General features: G+C 71.2%; 19 protein-coding genes. 2 read left to right on the top strand and 17 right to left on the bottom strand.

Annotated features, from left to right (window positions below; all coding sequences use genetic code 11):
* Nucleotides 1–17: 17 nt before the first annotated feature.
* The 5 genes from ACZ7MX_RS14975 to ACZ7MX_RS14955 form a co-directional block, all read right to left on the bottom strand.
* Nucleotides 18–881: a L,D-transpeptidase family protein gene (locus ACZ7MX_RS14975; RefSeq protein ID WP_472132082.1), complete on the bottom strand. Its 864-nt coding sequence runs from the start codon at nucleotides 879–881 to the stop codon at nucleotides 18–20.
* A gap of 370 nt (nucleotides 882–1,251) precedes the next feature.
* A complete protein-coding gene (locus ACZ7MX_RS14970; protein ID WP_472132080.1) occupies nucleotides 1,252–2,676 on the bottom strand; it encodes an NAD(P)H-hydrate dehydratase in 1,425 nt (474 codons plus the stop codon).
* 10 nt (nucleotides 2,677–2,686) lie between these two features.
* Nucleotides 2,687–3,055, bottom strand: a complete 369-nt coding sequence (locus tag ACZ7MX_RS14965; protein WP_472132079.1) for a holo-ACP synthase — start codon at nucleotides 3,053–3,055, stop codon at nucleotides 2,687–2,689.
* Nucleotides 3,052–4,899 (bottom strand): glutamine--fructose-6-phosphate transaminase (isomerizing), encoded by a 1,848-nt coding sequence (gene glmS, locus ACZ7MX_RS14960; protein WP_472132078.1) that lies wholly within the window; start codon nucleotides 4,897–4,899, stop codon nucleotides 3,052–3,054. The genes ACZ7MX_RS14965 and glmS overlap by 4 nt, the downstream gene beginning before the upstream one ends.
* Before the next feature lie 24 nt (nucleotides 4,900–4,923).
* A complete protein-coding gene (locus tag ACZ7MX_RS14955; protein ID WP_472132076.1) occupies nucleotides 4,924–5,193 on the bottom strand; it encodes a hypothetical protein in 270 nt (89 codons plus the stop codon).
* 167 nt (nucleotides 5,194–5,360) lie between these two features.
* On the opposite strand from ACZ7MX_RS14955, the gene coaA reads away from it, so the two are divergent.
* A complete protein-coding gene (gene coaA / locus ACZ7MX_RS14950; RefSeq protein ID WP_472132074.1) occupies nucleotides 5,361–6,350 on the top strand; it encodes a type I pantothenate kinase in 990 nt (329 codons plus the stop codon).
* Nucleotides 6,351–6,407: 57 nt separating this feature from the next.
* On the opposite strand, the gene glmM is transcribed toward coaA, so the two are convergent.
* From glmM to ACZ7MX_RS14930, 4 genes are all read right to left on the bottom strand, one after another.
* Nucleotides 6,408–7,766, bottom strand: coding sequence for a phosphoglucosamine mutase (gene glmM / locus ACZ7MX_RS14945; RefSeq protein ID WP_472132072.1), 1,359 nt, complete (start codon nucleotides 7,764–7,766; stop codon nucleotides 6,408–6,410).
* Nucleotides 7,767–7,926: 160 nt separating this feature from the next.
* Complete coding sequence (rpsI, locus tag ACZ7MX_RS14940) at nucleotides 7,927–8,430, bottom strand: 30S ribosomal protein S9 (protein WP_265362232.1); 504 nt, start codon at nucleotides 8,428–8,430, stop codon at nucleotides 7,927–7,929.
* Nucleotides 8,431–8,474: 44 nt separating this feature from the next.
* Nucleotides 8,475–8,918, bottom strand: a complete 444-nt coding sequence (gene rplM / locus ACZ7MX_RS14935) for a 50S ribosomal protein L13 (RefSeq protein ID WP_385860588.1) — start codon at nucleotides 8,916–8,918, stop codon at nucleotides 8,475–8,477.
* 296 nt (nucleotides 8,919–9,214) lie between these two features.
* Nucleotides 9,215–10,843: an ABC-F family ATP-binding cassette domain-containing protein gene (locus ACZ7MX_RS14930; RefSeq protein ID WP_472132070.1), complete on the bottom strand. Its 1,629-nt coding sequence runs from the start codon at nucleotides 10,841–10,843 to the stop codon at nucleotides 9,215–9,217.
* 55 nt (nucleotides 10,844–10,898) lie between these two features.
* Here ACZ7MX_RS14930 and ACZ7MX_RS14925 point away from each other — a divergent pair, with 55 nt between their 5' ends.
* A complete protein-coding gene (locus ACZ7MX_RS14925) occupies nucleotides 10,899–11,771 on the top strand; it encodes a hypothetical protein (protein ID WP_472132068.1) in 873 nt (290 codons plus the stop codon).
* A 24-nt stretch (nucleotides 11,772–11,795) separates the two neighbouring features.
* Here ACZ7MX_RS14925 and truA read toward each other — a convergent pair whose 3' ends face one another.
* The 8 genes from truA to infA all read right to left on the bottom strand — a co-directional run bounded on the left by truA (nucleotide 11,796) and on the right by infA (nucleotide 16,626).
* Nucleotides 11,796–12,653, bottom strand: a complete 858-nt coding sequence (truA, locus tag ACZ7MX_RS14920) for a tRNA pseudouridine(38-40) synthase TruA (protein WP_472132066.1) — start codon at nucleotides 12,651–12,653, stop codon at nucleotides 11,796–11,798.
* Nucleotides 12,654–12,761: 108 nt separating this feature from the next.
* Nucleotides 12,762–13,244 carry a 50S ribosomal protein L17 gene (gene rplQ, locus ACZ7MX_RS14915; protein WP_472132064.1) on the bottom strand — a complete coding sequence of 161 codons (483 nt, stop codon included), beginning with the start codon at nucleotides 13,242–13,244 and terminating at the stop codon, nucleotides 12,762–12,764.
* Between the two features lie 128 nt (nucleotides 13,245–13,372).
* Complete coding sequence (locus ACZ7MX_RS14910; RefSeq protein ID WP_003956430.1) at nucleotides 13,373–14,395, bottom strand: DNA-directed RNA polymerase subunit alpha; 1,023 nt, start codon at nucleotides 14,393–14,395, stop codon at nucleotides 13,373–13,375.
* A gap of 133 nt (nucleotides 14,396–14,528) precedes the next feature.
* Nucleotides 14,529–15,155: a 30S ribosomal protein S4 gene (gene rpsD / locus ACZ7MX_RS14905; protein WP_472132062.1), complete on the bottom strand. Its 627-nt coding sequence runs from the start codon at nucleotides 15,153–15,155 to the stop codon at nucleotides 14,529–14,531.
* Between the two features lie 27 nt (nucleotides 15,156–15,182).
* Nucleotides 15,183–15,587 carry a 30S ribosomal protein S11 gene (gene rpsK, locus ACZ7MX_RS14900; protein ID WP_004571845.1) on the bottom strand — a complete coding sequence of 135 codons (405 nt, stop codon included), beginning with the start codon at nucleotides 15,585–15,587 and terminating at the stop codon, nucleotides 15,183–15,185.
* Between the two features lie 64 nt (nucleotides 15,588–15,651).
* Nucleotides 15,652–16,032 carry a 30S ribosomal protein S13 gene (gene rpsM, locus ACZ7MX_RS14895; RefSeq protein ID WP_018090888.1) on the bottom strand — a complete coding sequence of 127 codons (381 nt, stop codon included), beginning with the start codon at nucleotides 16,030–16,032 and terminating at the stop codon, nucleotides 15,652–15,654.
* Nucleotides 16,033–16,230: 198 nt separating this feature from the next.
* Nucleotides 16,231–16,344, bottom strand: coding sequence for a 50S ribosomal protein L36 (gene rpmJ, locus ACZ7MX_RS14890; protein WP_003956441.1), 114 nt, complete (start codon nucleotides 16,342–16,344; stop codon nucleotides 16,231–16,233).
* A 60-nt stretch (nucleotides 16,345–16,404) separates the two neighbouring features.
* Nucleotides 16,405–16,626, bottom strand: a complete 222-nt coding sequence (gene infA / locus ACZ7MX_RS14885) for a translation initiation factor IF-1 (protein ID WP_003956442.1) — start codon at nucleotides 16,624–16,626, stop codon at nucleotides 16,405–16,407.
* Nucleotides 16,627–16,724 lie beyond the last annotated feature (98 nt).

Below are 16,724 nucleotides of genomic sequence, written 5' to 3'. Positions count from 1 at the left end.
CGGCGCCAAAACCGTGCTCACCCGCTGGGCTTCCGCCCCCAGACGTACACGAGGTCGTGCTTCTTGAGCACGTACCACAGGTTGCGCGCGTCCGACCAGGTCAGATTGATGCACCCGTGCGAGCCGGGTCCCTCGTAGATGTCGTCCTCGACGCCGTGGAACGCCTCCCCGCGGTCGAAGAACTGCGCGAACGGCATCGGCGTGTGGTACAGGTTCGAAATGTGGTTCTTGCGCCGCAGATAGATCCGGTACGTCCCGGTACGGGTCTCCATCGTCGGCTGACCGGACCGGATCGGCACCGGATCGAAGATCACCCGTCCGGCCTGCTGCACCCACATCAGCTGCCGGTCCAGGTCGACGCACGCGGTCCGCTCCGCGCGGACCGGGCAGTGGCCGGCCCGGTTGGGGTCCTTCCTGGCCCGCATCAGCCGCACCACGGCGCCGGTGACCGGCCCCGCGTAACCGGTCGCCGGGGCGATCCGGTGTGCCTGCTGGAACCGCCGGATCGCCCGGCAGTCCCCCGCGCTCTGCCGCCCGTCCGGCTTCCGCCGCAGATAGCGCTCGGCCTGCCGCTGGAACGGCCCGGTGGAGCGGGTGCAGCGCGCCGTCCGGGCGGCGTGCCCCGCCTCGGACCGGGGGACGTACTCGATGTGCAGCCGCCCCCCGGGCGCCGGGCGCCGGGGACCGCGCGGGATCCCGGGGACGAGGTCGGCGGCCGCGGGGCGGGTGAGGGCCGTGTGCCCGGGTGCGTATCCGGCGGAGGGCGCATACCGGGCAGGGGCCGCGGGCCGGGCGGCTGACGGGGCGACGGCCACCGCGGGCGGCCCGGCGAGCGGGAACAGCGAGGCGCCGGCCAGCAGCGCCACAAGCGTGCGTTTCATGCCCTCACGCATGCCGTGACCGAACCCCCCTCCCGCCCGCCCGGCCACGAGGTTCGCCCTGCTGCCCGCGGCATTCCCCCGCGGGGCGTAACGGCGCAACGGCGTAACGGGCGGGGAGGCGGGCGGCGGAAGGCGCCGGGCGCGGGGGCCGCCGGGAACGGGTGGCGGGTGGCGGGTGGCGGGCGTAACGCAGGGCGGGGGCGGGCGGCTTGGGGCCCAGGGGGCGGGCGGCTGAGGACCCCAGGGGGCGGGCGGCGGGGACCCTAGGGGGTGGTCGAACAGATCCCGTAAGGGTCACGAGCGCCCCCTGCTGGGCCACAACGCTGCGCGGGAGACGGGTATTCCCGGGCTGACGGATGTTCCCGGGCTGTCAGCCCGTCACGTCCCGCCACGCCGCCCCCAGATGGTCCGCCACCTCCGTGGCGAGGATGGGGGCGCCCTCGGGGCCGGCTGCCCGGCGGGCCGCCAGGCCGTGGAGGTACGCGCCGACGGATGCCGCGTCGTGGGCGGGCAGGCCGGCGGCGAGGAGCGAGCCGGTGACGCCCGACAGGACGTCACCGCTGCCGGCCGTGGCCAGCCAGCCGGTGCCCGTGGGGTTCACCCGCACCGGGCCGCTCTCCCGCGCGACCAGCGTCGTCGAGCCCTTCAGCAGCACCGTCGCGGCATAGCGCGCCGCCAGCTCCCGTACGGCCGCCAGCCGTTCCGCCTCGACCTCGTCGCGGCCGCGGCCCAGCAGCGCCGCCGCCTCCCCCGCGTGCGGCGTCAGCAGCGTCTCGGCGGTGCGCGCCCGGACCCGTTCCGGCGTCAGGAAGCGCAGCCCGTCGGCGTCCACCAGGACCGGTACGTCGGAGGCCAGCACGTCCTCCAGGGCGTCCGACTCGTCGCCGATGCCGGGGCCGATCACCCAGGACTGCACCCGGCCGGCCTTGTGCGGCGGCCCGGCGTGCACCAACGTCTCGGGGAAGCGGGCCAGCACCGCGTCCGCGGCCGGCCCGACGTACCGGACCGCCCCGGCGCCGCCGCGCAGCGCACCGGCCACCGCCAGCACCGCCGCCCCCGGATAGCGCGCCGACCCGGCGACCACACCGACCACGCCCCGCCGGTACTTGTCGCTCTCCGCCGCCGGCCGCGGCAGCAGTTCCGCCACGTCCGCGTGCTGCAGCGCCTCGAACTCGGCCTCCCCCGGCAGCGTCAGGCCGATGTCCACCAGCCGCAGCGCCCCCGCCCGCTCCCGGGCCGGATCGATCAGCAGGCCCGGCTTGTACGCCCCGAACGTCACCGTCGCATCGGCCCGTACCGCCTCGCCCCGCACCTCGCCGCTGTCCGCGTCCACCCCGCTGGGCAGGTCGACGGCCACGACGGGCGCCGACTCCCAGGCCGCGCGGGCGAGTTCGGCGGCGTCCGGGCGCAGACCGCCGCGGCCGCCGATGCCCACGATCCCGTCCACGACCAGATCGCACCGGGCGATGTCCCGCAGCGCGTCGTCCGACACCCGGCCGCCGGCCGCCCTCAGTGCGCCGAGGCCGCCTTGGTGGGCCCGTTCCGGCGAGAGCAGGACGGCCACCACGCCGGCCCCGCGCCGGGCCAGCCGGGCCCCGGCGTACAGCGCGTCCCCGCCGTTGTCCCCGCTGCCCACCAGCAGCACGACCCGGCTGCCGTAGACCCGGCCCAGCAACTCCCGGCAGGCGGCGGCCAGTCCGGCCGCCGCCCGCTGCATCAGGGCCCCTTCCGGCAGACGGGACATCAGGTCCCGCTCGGCGGCCCGCACGGTCGACACGCTGTAGGCAGTCCTCATGCCCCCAGTGTCACCCCTCGGCGATCACCACGGCCGAAGCCACCCCCGCGTCATGGCTCAGCGAGAGGTGCCACGACCGTACGCCCAGCCGGGCCGCGCACGCCTCGACCGTGCCGCGCACCCGCAGCCGGGGCCGCCCGCTGTCCTCGACGTACACCTCGGCGTCGGTCCAGTGCAGCCCGGCCGGCGCGCCGAGCGCCTTGGCCACCGCCTCCTTGGCGGCGAACCGGGCCGCGAGCGACGCCGTGCCGCGCCGCTCCCCGCTCGGCAGCAGCAGTTCCGACGCGACGAACAGCCGGCCGGCCAGCTCGGGCGTGCGGTCCAGCGCCGCGGCGAACCGGTCGATCTCGGCGACATCGATCCCCACCCCGATGATCACTCCACCGTCACCGACTTGGCGAGGTTGCGCGGCTGGTCGACCTCGTTGCCGCGGGCGGTGGCCAGTTCGCAGGCGAAGACCTGCAGCGGGACGGTGGAGACCAGCGGCTGCAGCAGCACCGGTGTGTGCGGGATGCGTACGAGGTGGTCGGCGTAGGGCACCACGGCCTCGTCGCCCTCCTCGGCGATCACGATCGTGCGGGCGCCGCGGGCCCGGATCTCCTGGATGTTGGAGACGATCTTGTCGTGCAGCACGGACCGGCCGCGCGGCGACGGGACCACGACGACGACCGGCAGATCGTCCTCGATCAGCGCGATCGGGCCGTGCTTGAGCTCACCGGCGGCGAACCCCTCGGCGTGCATGTACGCCAGCTCCTTGAGTTTGAGCGCGCCCTCCAGCGCCACCGGGTAGCCGACGTGCCGGCCGAGGAACAGCACGGTGTTCTTGTCAGCGAGGCTGCGGGCCAGCTCCCGCACCGGCTCCATCGTGCCGAGCACCTGGTCGACCTGGGTGCCGATGGCGGCCAGTTCGCGCACCACCGCCCGGATCTCGTCGCCCCACTTCGTGCCCCGTACCTGCGCGACGTACAGCGCGACCAGGTAGCAGGCGACCAGCTGGGTCAGGAACGCCTTCGTGGACGCCACCGCGACCTCGGGGCCGGCGTGCGTGTAGAGCACCGCGTCCGACTCGCGGGGGATCGTCGAGCCGTTGGTGTTGCAGATGGCGAGCACCTTCGCGCCCTGTTCGCGGGCGTGCCGGAGGGCCATCAGGGTGTCCATGGTCTCGCCGGACTGGCTGATCGCGATCACCAGCGTGCGCCGGTCCAGGATCGGGTCGCGGTAGCGGAACTCGCTGGCCAGCTCGGTCTCGCAGGGGATGCGGGTCCAGTGCTCGATGGCGTACTTGGCGATCATGCCGGCGTGGTACGCCGTCCCGCACGCCACGATGACGACCTTGTCGACCTCGCGCAGCACCTCCGACGGGATCCGCACCTCGTCCAGGGACAGCACCCCCGAGCCGTCGATCCGGCCCAGCAGGGTGTCCGCGACGGCCTTGGGCTGCTCGGCGATCTCCTTGAGCATGAAGTAGTCGTAGCCGCCCTTCTCGGCGGCCGAGGCGTCCCAGTCGACGTGGTACGCGCGGACGTCCGCGGGCGCACCGTCGAAGTCGGTGACCGTCACCCCGTCCCGGCGGGCCTCGACGACCTGGTCCTGGCCCAGCTCGATCGCCTCGCGGGTGTGCGCGATGAACGCCGCGACGTCCGAGGCCAGGAACGCCTCGCCGTCGCCGACGCCCACCACCAGCGGGGAGTTGCGGCGCGCGCCGACGACCACGTCGGGCTCGTCGGCGTGCACCGCGACCAGCGTGAACGCGCCCTCCAGCCGCCGGCACACCTGCCGCATCGCCTCGGCCAGCTCACCGCACGAGGAATAGCACTCGGCGAGCAGATGGGCCACGACCTCGGTGTCGGTCTCGGACGCCAAGGTGTGGCCGCGCTCGGCGAGTTCGGTGCGCAGCGCGGCGAAGTTCTCGATGATGCCGTTGTGCACCACCGAGACCCGCCCGGCGTTGTCCAGGTGCGGGTGGGCGTTCTCGTCGGTGGGCCCGCCGTGGGTGGCCCACCGGGTGTGCCCGATGGCGGTGGAGCCGGCCGGCAGCGGACGGTCCGCCAGCTCCTTCTCCAGGTTGGCGAGTTTGCCGGCCTTCTTGGCAGCGGCCAGCCCGCCGTCGGCCAGCACGGCGACGCCCGCCGAGTCGTAGCCGCGGTACTCCAGCCGCTTCAACCCGGCCAGGACGACGTCCAGGGCGCTCTGGCCGCCCACATAACCCACGATTCCGCACATGGGGGCAGCCTACGACGCGGCCCCTCAATACCCGCGTGCTATCCGGTGGTGCGCCTCCCGCACCGTCTCCAGGAACTCCTCGTCGGCCTCCGCGTCGGCTCCGGGTCCGCCGGCCGGCTCGTACCGTTCCAGGAAGTCGGCGAGGTCCTCGCCCAGGTCCTCGTCGGGGAGTTCCTCGGCGAGTTCGGCGTGCACCCGGGCGACGAAGAGGTCCGTCGCCGTGCCGTCCGGTCCGTTCTTCCTGCGCCGGTACCGCAGTCCCGGCAGTGCTGGCCTGCGCGTGCGCACAGCCACCCCCTGTGTCTTCTTCGCGGCCCGGATTGCGGGCCGCCCCCGCGCCGACCGTACCGGGCCGAATCCGTCCGGTACAGAGGTGCAGGTGGCGAAGGCCACACTCCGGGCCGGGGTGGCGTATGACACCCCGGCATGAACGGCGTGTGACGGCTGCGCACAATGGGCGCGTGCCCCTGACGACCGATCCGCCCGCGCGCCGCCGCGCCGACAGCTCCCCCTACGTCGATCTGACGCGCGCCCAGTGGAGCGCCCTCAGGGAGAAGACCCCGCTGCCGCTGACCGCCGAAGAGGTGGAGCGGCTGCGCGGCCTGGGCGACGTCATCGACCTCGACGAGGTCCGCGACGTCTACCTCCCGCTGTCCCGGCTGCTGAACCTCTACGTCGGCGCGACCAGCAATCTGCGCGGTGCGCTGAACACCTTCCTGGGCGACGCCGGCGACGGCCACGGCTCGCAGCCCGGCACCCCGTTCGTCATAGGGGTCGCCGGCAGCGTCGCGGTCGGCAAGTCGACCACCGCCCGGCTGCTGCAGGCGCTGCTCGCCCGCTGGCCGGAGCACCCGCGCGTCGAGCTGGTCACCACCGACGGGTTCCTGTTCCCCAACGCCGAGCTGCACCGGCGCGGCCTGATGTCCCGCAAGGGCTTCCCGGAGTCCTACGACCGCCGCGCGCTGACCCGTTTCGTCGCGGACGTGAAGTCCGGCAGGGCGGAGGTCTCCGCGCCGGTCTATTCGCACCTGATCTACGACATCGTGCCCGGCGAGCGGCTCACCGTGCACCGCCCGGACATCCTCATCGTCGAGGGGCTCAACGTCCTGCAGCCGGCGCTGCCCGGCAAGGACGGACGCACCCGCCTCGGTCTGGCCGACTTCTTCGACTTCTCCGTGTACGTCGACGCCCGCACCGAGGACATCGAGCAGTGGTACCTCGGCCGGTTCCGCAAACTGCGCGAGACCGCCTTCCAGAACCCGTTCTCGTACTTCCGCAAGTACACCCAGGTCTCCGAGGAGGAGGCCCTCGACTACGCCCGCATGATGTGGCGCACCATCAACAAGCCCAATCTGCAGCAGAACGTGGCCCCCACCCGCGGCCGCGCCAGCCTGGTGCTGCGCAAGGGACCGGACCACAAGGTGCAGCGGCTCTCCCTGCGCAAGCTGTAGCGGGCGCGCCCGGAGGCCGCCGGGACCCGGCAGCTTCCGGGCGCGCCCCGAAAAGCCTCAGCCCAGCGCGGACTTGACGACGTCCGCGAGCCGGCCGGCCACCGCCCGCGCCTGCTCCTCGTCCGCGGCCTCCACCATCACCCGGACCAGCGGCTCGGTGCCGGACGGCCGCAGCAGCACCCGCCCGGTGCCGCCGAGCTCCCGCTCCGCCTCGGCGACCGCCTGGGTCAGCTCGGGCGAGGTGGCCACCCGCGACCTGTCGACATCGGGAACGTTGACCAGGACCTGCGGCAGCCGCTCCATGACGCCCGCCAGGTCCCCGAGCGGACGGCCGGTCGCCGCGACCCGGGCGGCCAGCATCAGCCCGGTCAGCGTGCCGTCGCCGGTGGTGGCGTGGTCCAGCACGATGACGTGCCCGGACTGCTCGCCGCCCAGCGCGAAGCCGTGCGCCTTCATCTCCTCCAGGACGTACCGGTCGCCGACCGCGGTCTGCACGAGGGCGATGCCCTCGCGCTCCATGGCCAGCTTGAAGCCCAGGTTGGACATGACGGTGGCGACCACGGTGTTCTTCCGCAGCGCCCCGGCCTCCCGCATGCCGAGCGCCAGCACGGCCAGGATCTGGTCCCCGTCGACCTCGTTGCCCTCGCGGTCCACGGCCAGGCAGCGGTCCGCGTCCCCGTCGTGGGCGACGCCGAGGTCGGCGCCGTGCTCGACGACGGCCGCGCGCAGCTGCGCGAGGTGGGTGGAGCCGCAGCCGTCGTTGATGTTCAGGCCGTCGGGGTCGGTGCCGAGCGTGATGACCTCGGCGCCGGCCCGGGCGAACGCCTCGGGCGAGACCCGCGCCGCCGCGCCGTGCGCACCGTCGATGACGACCTTCAGCCCGTCCAGGCGGTTCGGCAGGACGCCGACCAGGTGCGCGACGTAGTTGTCGAAGCCCTCGTCGTAGACGGTGACCCGGCCCACGCCGCCGCCGGTCGGCCGCTCCCACGGCTCGCCGGAGCTGTGCGCGCGGTAGGTCTCCTCGATCCGGTCCTCCAGCTCGTCGGCGAGCTTGTGGCCGCCGCGGGCGAAGAACTTGATGCCGTTGTCGGGCATCGGGTTGTGGCTGGCGGAGAGCATCACGCCCAGGTCCGCGCCCAGCGAGCCGGTCAGGTACGCCACCGCCGGGGTCGGCAGCACGCCCACCCGCAGCACGTCCACCCCGGCGCTGGCCAGCCCGGCCACCACCGCCGCCTCCAGGAACTCCCCCGACGCCCGCGGATCCCGCCCGACCACGGCCACCGGGCGGTGACCCTCGAATGTGCCTGCCTCCGCAAGCACATGCGCCGCAGCGACCGAGAGACCGAGCGCCAGCTCCGCCGTCAGGTCCGCATTGGCGACGCCGCGCACACCGTCCGTGCCGAAGAGTCGTCCCACTGGTGTCCTCCGAGTTTCTGAGCTTGGACCAGAGCGTCACGTCCAGGTATACGCCCCTGGACGGTGATCTACGCCGCCCGGTCCCGGATAGCCGAACGCCCCGGCAGCACGGGAAGTGCCACCGGGGCGTACGCCACGAGCTGCATGATGCAGCGCGTGATTAGCGCTTGCTGTACTGCGGCGCCTTGCGGGCCTTCTTCAGACCGGCCTTCTTGCGCTCGACCGCACGGTCGTCACGCTTGAGGAACCCGGCCTTCTTCAGCGCGGGGCGGTTGTTCTCGATGTCCGCCTCGTTCAGCGCACGGGCCACGCCCAGGCGCAGCGCACCGGCCTGGCCGGAGATGCCGCCGCCGGAGATGCGGGCGATGACGTCGTAGCGGTTGTCGAGCTCGAGCACCTTGAAGGGCTCGTTGACTTCCTGCTGGTGCACCTTGTTCGGGAAGTAGCCCTCAAGGGTGCGGCCGTTGATCTTCCACTGGCCGGAGCCCGGAACGATCCGGACGCGGGCGATGGCGTTCTTGCGACGGCCCAGGCCGGCGGCCGGCTGCGGGTCGCCGAAGCGGGACGCGAGGGACTCGGAGGTGTACTCCGACTCCACGACCTCGGTCTCGGTGGTGTACTCCTCGACCTCGTCCAGCGGGGTCTCGGGGGTGGTCTCAGCCACGATGCTCCTTAAGAATTCTCTGTCGTCTTAGGGGGTGGCCGGACTTACTGCGCGACCTGGGTGATCTCGAACGGCACCGGCTGCTGCGCAGCGTGCGGGTGCTCGGCACCCGCGTAGACCTTCAGCTTCGAGAGCATCTGACGGCCGAGGGTGTTCTTGGGGAGCATGCCCTTGATGGCCTTCTCGACGGCCTTCTCGGGGTTCTTGGCGAGCAGCTCGTCGTAACGGACGGAGCGCAGACCACCCGGGAAACCGGAGTGACGGTAGGCCAGCTTCTGGGTCTTCTTGTTGCCGGACAGGTGCACCTTGTCGGCGTTGATGATGATGACGAAGTCACCGGTGTCAACGTGCGGTGCATACACCGGCTTGTGCTTACCCCGCAGGAGGGACGCGGCCTGGCTGGCCAGACGGCCCAGGACAACGTCCTGCGCGTCAATGATGTGCCACTGGCGCTGGACATCGCCGGGCTTGGGGCTGAACGTACGCACGGTCGTAGCCTTCGCTTCTTCAGTGATGGGACCCCCGGGCCGTGAGGACTCGGGGGTGGGTCCTGTACTGGTCACCACGATCGATCACGCAGCAGGGCGGCACTACGGGTGACGCAACCCGATCGTCTGCCGCTGGTGATCGGTCCGGTGGACCGGCGTAAGGGCCCCTCACGTGAGATAGAGCAAGCCAATACGCATAACGAACCAGCAGAATACCGGGCCGTCCCCGGCGGGGTCAAAACGCCCCCCGAACCGCCTCCCGCGGCCCCTCCCCGTCCGCTCCCCGGGCCTGCCGGCTACCGCTCCCGCGCCACCCGCCGCTCGTCCCACACCGGCTCCGCCGTCTCCCGGACCACCCCGTCCGCCCCGAACACCAGGAACCGGTCGAAGGACCGCGCGAACCACCGGTCGTGCGTCACCGCCACCACCGTCCCCTCATACGCCTCCAGCCCCTCCTGCAGAGCCTCCGCCGACTCCAGGTCCAGGTTGTCGGTCGGCTCGTCCAGGAGCAGGGCCGTGGACCCGGAGAGCTCCAGGAGGAGGATCTGGAAGCGGGCCTGCTGGCCGCCGGAGAGGCGGTCGAAGGGCTGCTCGGCCTGCTTCTCCAGTTCGTAGCGGCGCAGCGCGGACATCGCCTGGCCCTTGTCCTTGGCGTGTTCGGTCCACAGGATGTCGAGCAGGGGGCGGCCCACCAGCTCGGGGTGGGCATGGGTCTGGGCGAAGTGGCCGGGGACGACCCGGGCGCCCAGTTTCCAGCTGCCGGTGTGCGCCACCGGGTCGTCGGCGTCCCCGGCCAGCAGGCGCAGGAAGTGCGACTTGCCGGAGCCGTTGGAGCCCAGCACCGCGACCCGCTCGCCGTAGAAGATCTCCAGCGAGAACGGCTTCATCAGGCCGGTCAGCTCCAGGTTCTCGCAGGTCACCGCCCGGACGCCGGTGCGGCCGCCGCGCAGCCGCATCGTGATGTCCTGCTCCCGCGGCGGCTCCGGCGGCGGCCCGGCCTCCTCGAACTTCCGCAGCCTGGTCTGCGCCGCCGCATAGCGCGAGGCCATCTCATGGCTCACCGCGGCCGCCTGCCGCAACGTGACCACCAGCTTCTTGAGCTGGGCGTGCTTCTCGTCCCAGCGCCGCCGCAGCTCCTCGAAGCGGGCGAAACGCTCCCGGCGCGCCTCGTGGTAGGTGTCGAAGCCGCCGCCGTGCACCCAGACGTCCGAGCCCGCCGGGCCCGGCTCGACGCTGACGATCTTCTCCGCGGCGCGGGCCAGCAGCTCCCGGTCGTGCGAGACGAACAGCACCGTCTTACGGGTCCCCCGCAGCTGCTCCTCCAGCCAGCGCTTGCCCGGCACGTCGAGATAGTTGTCCGGCTCGTCCAGCAGCAGCACCTCGTCCGTGCCGCGCAGCAGCGACTCCAGCACCAGCCGCTTCTGCTCGCCCCCGCTGAGCGTGCGCGCCTGTCGCCACTGCGCCTTCTCGTACGGGACGCCGAGCGCGGCCGTGGTGCACATGTCCCAGACCGTCTCGGCCTCGTAGCCCCGGGCCTCGGCCCAATCGCTCAGCGCCTGCGCGTACGCCATCTGCGCGGCCTCGTCGTCCTCGGCCATGAGCGCCAGCTCCGCGGCGTCCACCGCCGCGGCCGCCTCCCGGATCCGCGGCTGGGCCACCGACACCAGCAGGTCCCGTACCGTCCGGTCGTCCCGCACCGAGCCGACGAACTGCGGCATCACGCCCAGCCCGCCGCTGACCGTCACCGATCCGCCGTGCGGCGCCAGCTCACCGGCGAGCAGCCGCAGCAGCGTCGTCTTGCCCGCGCCGTTGGCCCCCACCAGCGCGACCGTCGCGCCCTCCGCCACCCGGAAGGACACGTCCCCCAGCAGGACCCTCCCGTCCGGCAGGTAGTACTCCAGGTGCCCGGCTTCCAGATGTCCCATGAGCGGATTGTGACCGGCCTATAAGCGTTCCACCAACCGCATTAGGATGCGCGCCATGAGTTTTGGGCAAGGCGGGCCGTTCGACGGCCCCGGGGGATCTTTCTCGTCCACGCCGGACTGGGACGCGCTCGCGGAGGAAAGCGAGGCGCGGTCCCGCCGCAAGCGGTGGATGTGGATCGGCGGCGGAGCACTGGCGACCGTCGCGGTGGCCGGCATCGTCGCCGCCGCGGTGATGGCCGGCGGCGACTCCCCCGGCGGCAATCCGACGGCCGCGCCCACCTCGTCCGGCCAGGCCGTGGCCCCGGACGACAAGCCGTCCTTCCCGGACGTCTCCGTACCGCCGCCGCCGAACCCGCAGGACTACATCTCCGACCCCAAGAAGGACACCGCGCCGCTCACCCCGGCCACGCTCTTCCCGCAGAAGACCATGGTCATCGGCGAGCACAGCTACCCGCGCACCAGCACCGCCTCGACCAAGGACTGCACCGCCGCCGCCCAGGGCGCGCTGGTCTCCTCGCTGTCCCACAACGGCTGCAGGCAGCTGCTGCGCGCCACCTACGCCAAGGGCGGAGTGGCGGTCACCATCGGCATCGCGGTCTTCGACTCGCCCGCCAAGGCCGCCAAGGTCATGAACGAGAACCGGACCAACCTCATGCCGCTGCCCGGCGGCGGCGTCCCCTCGGACTTCTGCCAGGGCCACAAGTGCCGGATGGCCACCAACGCCACCGGCCGCTACGCCTACTTCACGATCGCCGGCTACCTCAACGGCAAGGACGTCGTCACCTCGGAGACCAAGGCCCGGCAGATCGCCCGGGACGGCGGCTCCTACGCGTTCACCCAGATCACCCAGCGCGGCAAGGACCAGGCCGCCAAGGCCGCCGAACGCCAGCTGAAGGAAGCCCAGAAGAAGGCCGGCCGGTCCTCCTGACCGGCCGGCTCCCCGGCGGGCGGCTCAGCAGCAGCCGCCCGCCGGCAGCGCCCGCTTGTTCCGGGCCTCCTTGTTGCGGGCCGCCAGCAGCCCGTCCGCCGGATACCCGACCTCTTCGAGCGTCAGCCCGTGCGGCCGGACCACGTGCACGGCCGAGTCGCGTATGCCGGCCGCGAGCACTTTCCCGGGCCAGTCGGCCGGCCGGTGCCCGTCCCCCACGAACAGCAGCGCCCCGATCAGCGAGCGCACCATGTTGTGGCAGAAGGCGTCGGCCCGCACCGTGGCGGTGATGATCCCGTCGCCGCCGCGCACCAGGCTCAGCTCCTGGAGCGTACGGATGGTCGTCGCGCCCTCGCGCTTCTTGCAGTACGCCGCGAAGTCGTGCTCCCCCAGCAGCCGCCGGGCCGCCTCGTTCATGGCGTCCACGTCGAGCGGCCAGTCGTGCCACAGGACGTGCCCGCGCAGCAGCGGGTCGACACCGCCGGGGTCGTCGGTGACGCGGTAGGCGTAGCGCCGCCAGATCGCCGAGAAGCGCGCGTTGAAGCCCTCGGGGGCCTCGGTGAGGCGCCAGATCCGCACGTCCTTGGGAAGCCGCCCGGCGAGCCGCTTCAGCAGCTTCTCGCGGTGCTCCGCCCACAGCTCCCCGGGCAGGTCGACGTGCGCCACTTGGCCCCGCGCGTGCACCCCGGCGTCCGTCCGCCCGGCCACCGTCAGCTCGTACGTCGTGTCCCCCGACCGCGTCACGGTGCGCAGGGCGTCCTCGATCTCGGCCTGCACGGTGCGCCGGCCGCCGGCCTGCTTGGCCCAGCCGTGGAAGGCGGAGCCGTCGTACGACAGGTCCAGGCGGATCCGGACGTGTCCGGGCCGTACTTCGTCACTCACGGGGAGATCCTCTCAGGGCAGATCCCTTGGAAAACAGGGCAGAGCCCTGGGAAAAACGCGAAAGCGGGCCCGCCCTCTCGGACGGACCCGCTTCACGCGAGGTCAACCTCAGGCGTCCTTGGACTCCTCGGCGGGCGCCTCGGCCGGAGCCTCGGTCGCCGCAGCCTCATCGGCTTCCTTCACCGCGCGCTTGGCCGCGGCCTCGGCCTCGGCGACGGTCGCCTTCTTGGCGATCTCGCCCTCGACCAGCTCGATGACGGCCATCGGGGCGTTGTCGCCACGACGGTTGCCGATCTTGGTGATACGGGTGTAGCCACCCGGACGCTCCGCGAACCGCGGCGCGATCTCCGTGAAGAGCGTGTGCACGACGCTCTTGTCCGAGATCAGCTGCATGACCTGACGGCGGTTGTGAAGGTCGCCCTTCTTCGCCTTGGTCACCAGACGCTCCGCGTACGGACGCAGACGACGGGCCTTGGCCTCGGTCGTCGTGATGCGGCCGTGCTCGAAGAGGCTGGTCGCCAGGTTGCGCAGCATCAGGCGCTCGTGCGCAGCGCTGCCGCCCAGACGGGCACCCTTGGTGGGCTTCGGCATGGTGTATCTCCTTCATTGCTGCACCGGCCGTATCAGGTACCGGTGTCAGTTCCCACGAGGCGGCCGCCCCGCGGAAGACGCACACGGCAAGGGCCCGGGAATCCCTCCCGGACCCCTGCCGGTCGAACTCAGTACTGCTCGGTCTCCACGAACCCGGCGTCCGCGTCGTCGTCGGCGCCGAAGGCGTCCGCCGCGGCGGTCGGGTCGAATCCGGGCGGGCTGTCCTTGAGGGCCAGGCCCATGCCGGCCAGCTTCGCCTTGACCTCGTCGATGGACTTCGCACCGAAGTTGCGGATGTCCAGCAGGTCCGCCTCGGAGCGGGCGACGAGCTCACCCACGGAGTGGATGCCCTCGCGCTTGAGGCAGTTGTAGGAGCGGACGGTGAGCTCCAGCTCCTCGATCGGCAGCGCCAGGTCGGCGGCCAGGGCGGCGTCCGTGGGGGACGGGCCCATGTCGATGCCCTCGGCGTCGATGTTCAGCTCGCGGGCGAGACCGAACAGCTCGACCAGGGTCTTGCCGGCGGAGGCCATGGCGTCGCGCGGACGCATCGCCTGCTTGGTCTCGACGTCGACGATCAGCTTGTCGAAGTCGGTGCGCTGCTCGACACGGGTCGCCTCGACCTTGTACGTGACCTTGAGCACCGGCGAGTAGATGGAGTCGACCGGGATGCGGCCGATCTCCTGGCCCACCTGCTTGTTCTGCACGGCGGAGACGTAGCCGCGACCGCGCTCGACGGTCAGCTCCATCTCCAGCTTGCCCTTGCCGTTGAGCGTGGCGAGGACCAGGTCGGGGTTGTGCACCTCGACACCGGCCGGCGGCGCGATGTCCGCGGCGGTCACGAGGCCCGGGCCCTGCTTGCGCAGGTACATCACGACCGGCTCGTCGTGCTCGGAGGAGACGACCAGCTGCTTGATGTTGAGGATGAGGTCGGTGACGTCCTCCTTGACGCCCGGCACGGTGGTGAACTCGTGCAGAACGCCGTCGATGCGGATGGACGTGACCGCCGCACCCGGGATCGAGGAGAGGAGCGTACGACGCAGGGAGTTGCCGAGGGTGTAGCCGAAGCCCGGCTCCAGCGGCTCGATCACGAACCGGGAACGGTATTCGTCCACGACCTCTTCGGTCAGGGAGGGACGCTGAGCGATCAGCATGTTTTTCGGTCCTTCAGTCGTGGGCGCCCGCTATTTGACGCCCGCTGTACTGACAAGGGTACGGGCGGTACGACGCCGAAGCTCCGTACCGCCCACACCCACCGGCCCCCGACGTGACGGGGGCCGACGAGCCTTACTTCGAGTAGAGCTCGACGATCAGCTGCTCCTGCACCTGGGTGTCGATCACCTGGCGCTCGGGCAGGCTGTGCACGAGGATCCGCAGCTGCGAGGGGATCGACTCCAGCCACGCCGGAACGGTCTTCTCGCCGGCCTCGGCCTTGGCCACCTCGAAGGGGGTCAGGTTCCGAGAGCCCTCGCGGACCTCGATGATGTCGTTGACCGACACGCGAGCCGACGGGATGTCGGTCTTGCGGCCGTTCACGTTGATGTGTCCGTGACGGACCAGCTGACGGGCGTGGTCGCGGGACTTGGCGAAGCCGGCCCGGTAGACCACGTTGTCGAGGCGGGTCTCAAGGATGCGCAGAAGGTTCTCACCGGTCTTGCCGGTCTTCTGGTTCGCTTCCTTGTAGTAGTTCACGAACTGCTTCTCAAGGACACCGTAGATGCGGCTGCACTTCTGCTTCTCGCGAAGCTGGAGCAGGTACTCGCTGTCCTTGGTGCGCCCGCGACCGTGCTCACCCGGGGGGTAAGGACGGATCTCGATCGGGCACTTCGCGCTCTCGCACTTGCTCCCCTTGAGGAAGAGCTTCTGCTTCTCCCGACGGCAACGCTTGCAGTCGGCCCCGGTGTAACGCGCCATTGTCTAGTTGTCTCCTACTTCAGATGGTCAGACGCGGCGGCGCTTGGGCGGGCGGCATCCGTTGTGCGGGGTGGGGGTGACGTCCTGGATCGAGCCGACCTCCAGGCCGGTGGCCTGGAGCGAGCGGATCGCGGTCTCGCGGCCGGAGCCGGGACCCTTGACGAAGACGTCGACCTTGCGCATGCCGTGCTCCTGCGCGCGGCGGGCGGCCGACTCGGCGGCCATCTGCGCGGCGAAGGGGGTGGACTTGCGCGAGCCCTTGAAGCCGACATGGCCGGCAGAGGCCCAAGAGATCACGTTCCCGGTCGGGTCGGTGATCGAGACGATCGTGTTGTTGAACGTGCTCTTGATGTGAGCGTGCCCGTGGGCGACGTTCTTCTTCTCCTTGCGGCGCACCTTCTTGGCGCCGGCCGTACGGCCCTTCGGAGGCATGAATTTCTCCCGTGGAGGTGGTCGGTCCTACAGCGAAGACCGCTGGTGAGCGTCCTGCTGAGGACTACTTCTTGCCCGGCTTCTTCTTGCCGGCGATCGCGCGACGCGGACCCTTGCGGGTACGGGCGTTCGTGCTGGTGCGCTGACCGTGCACCGGCAGACCGCGACGGTGACGCAGACCCTGGTAGCAGCCGATCTCGACCTTGCGGCGGATGTCGGCCTGGATCTCGCGACGGAGGTCACCCTCGGTCTTGAGGTTGTTGTCGACGTACTCGCGGATCTTGACGAGGTCTTCCTCGGCCAGGTCGCGGACCCGGGTGTTCGGGTTCACGCCGGTGGCGGCGAGGGTCTGCTGCGAGAGCGTCCGCCCGATACCGAAGACGTAGGTGAGGGCGACCTCCACACGCTTTTCGCGCGGGAGATCAACGCCTGCGAGGCGTGCCATTGATGTGGCTCCTGATGGCTATTCGGAGGTCTTCCGCAGCACCGTTCCCGTAAGACTCTGCAGAATTACGAGCCGGGTCCCCGGCCTCCGAGCCGGGGGTGTCGTCCCCACGCCGCTGGTGCGGGGGGTCGGGTGACTGCGTATGAACGTGTGGTGCTTGCGTCGCGCGAACTGCGAAATGCAGGTGGTCGGCGTGCGTCAGCCCTGGCGCTGCTTGTGGCGCAGGTTGTCGCAGATGACCATGACCCGGCCGTGGCGGCGGATCACCTTGCACTTGTCGCAGATCTTCTTGACGCTCGGCTTGACCTTCATGGGATGTGAGGTTCTCCGGGTCAGTGCCGTCACCCCACGGGAGCGGGGTGCCGACAAGATCTACTTGTAGCGGTAGACGATCCGCCCACGCGTCAGGTCGTAGGGAGAGAGCTCCACGACGACCCGGTCATCCGGAAGGATACGGATGTAGTGCATCCGCATCTTGCCGCTGATGTGCGCGAGGACCTTGTGACCGTTCTGAAGCTCCACCTTGAACATCGCGTTCGGGAGGGACTCGATCACGGTGCCCTCGATTTCGATGGCACCTTGCTTCTTGGCCACGCTTCGCCCTTCGAATCGGCTACCTTTTGGCGGCTGTCATTCGCAGGTGAAACACCTGCGACGCGTCCGGACCGTTTAACAGGCATACGGATGCACGA

Source organism: Streptomyces sp. NPDC107765, assembly GCF_055657085.1.
The sequence above is the reverse complement of the archived record's forward strand: the minus strand, read 5'-3'. Positions and strand labels throughout refer to the sequence as shown.

What these genes read in the sequence shown, in the direction of transcription:
- rpsK (WP_004571845.1), bottom strand. Translation starts at nt 15,587, where the DNA reads ATGCCTCCGAAGGGCCGTACGGCCGGCGCCAAGAAGGTGCGCCGCAAG.
- ACZ7MX_RS14930 (WP_472132070.1), bottom strand. Translation starts at nt 10,843, where the DNA reads ATGGGACATCTGGAAGCCGGGCACCTGGAGTACTACCTGCCGGACGGG.
- ACZ7MX_RS14970 (WP_472132080.1), bottom strand. Translation starts at nt 2,676, where the DNA reads ATGAGGACTGCCTACAGCGTGTCGACCGTGCGGGCCGCCGAGCGGGAC.
- ACZ7MX_RS14925 (WP_472132068.1), top strand. Translation starts at nt 10,899, where the DNA reads ATGAGTTTTGGGCAAGGCGGGCCGTTCGACGGCCCCGGGGGATCTTTC.
- rpsD (WP_472132062.1), bottom strand. Translation starts at nt 15,155, where the DNA reads ATGGCGCGTTACACCGGGGCCGACTGCAAGCGTTGCCGTCGGGAGAAG.
- rpmJ (WP_003956441.1), bottom strand. Translation starts at nt 16,344, where the DNA reads ATGAAGGTCAAGCCGAGCGTCAAGAAGATCTGCGACAAGTGCAAGGTG.
- rpsM (WP_018090888.1), bottom strand. Translation starts at nt 16,032, where the DNA reads ATGGCACGCCTCGCAGGCGTTGATCTCCCGCGCGAAAAGCGTGTGGAG.
- glmS (WP_472132078.1), bottom strand. Translation starts at nt 4,899, where the DNA reads ATGTGCGGAATCGTGGGTTATGTGGGCGGCCAGAGCGCCCTGGACGTC.
- rplQ (WP_472132064.1), bottom strand. Translation starts at nt 13,244, where the DNA reads ATGCCGAAGCCCACCAAGGGTGCCCGTCTGGGCGGCAGCGCTGCGCAC.
- ACZ7MX_RS14910 (WP_003956430.1), bottom strand. Translation starts at nt 14,395, where the DNA reads ATGCTGATCGCTCAGCGTCCCTCCCTGACCGAAGAGGTCGTGGACGAA.
- ACZ7MX_RS14975 (WP_472132082.1), bottom strand. Translation starts at nt 881, where the DNA reads ATGAAACGCACGCTTGTGGCGCTGCTGGCCGGCGCCTCGCTGTTCCCG.